Source organism: Vibrio sp. 10N.222.48.A3 (assembly GCF_041475345.1).
Lineage (GTDB): Bacteria > Pseudomonadota > Gammaproteobacteria > Enterobacterales > Vibrionaceae > Vibrio > Vibrio tasmaniensis_A.
Genome location: NZ_JBFRVX010001067.1, coordinates 1 through 551, shown reverse-complemented (window position 1 = coordinate 551; position 551 = coordinate 1). Strand labels below are relative to the sequence as shown.

At 38.5% G+C, this 551-nt stretch carries 1 pseudogene; it reads left to right on the top strand.

What is annotated here, in order from left to right:
- Positions 1-93 precede the first annotated feature (93 nt).
- Positions 94-551: pseudogene (locus tag AB4653_RS23680) on the top strand (ATPase); the annotation flags it as partial.

The following is a 551-nucleotide window of genomic DNA, read 5'->3' as shown; positions in this document are numbered from 1 at the left end:
ATGGTTAGCCTAAGTAGTGAGCCTATTGAAAGCCACTTATTAATGAAGGGACGAAACCTGGCTTATTTTGAAGACTCGAGTAACGCGTCTTCTGTGAAATCGCTTCTCCCATTTTCTTCTTTTAAGTCATATTCATCCTATCAAACCGCGATTGCTGCTGTAGCTCGAGAGAATGCGTTAGCCATTGTTGATGATGGAGTGTTACTGCACAACAAGTTAATGAATAGCCCCTATGAGTTATTTTTGTCGGTCAACTTACATGATGGTTTACCCTTAAATAATTATGTTATTGCCTTGCTGGATACGCCTGAAAATAGGAAGTTGCTGGGTATTATCAATAACGCTATAAACCAAGATAACTCAAGCAAGCTTGTTAATATTCGCAAAAAGTGGTTGAACGAAATACAAAGGCGTCTTCTGTTAGTCGTTAGTAAAAACAAGCTGCTATTAACTGAAAAAGAACAGCAGTTCCTTCTTCTTAATCCGAACATATATGTATCATCGACGGCAGACTCTAAGCCTATATCTTTCATGAATAGTGAAGGTAAGCC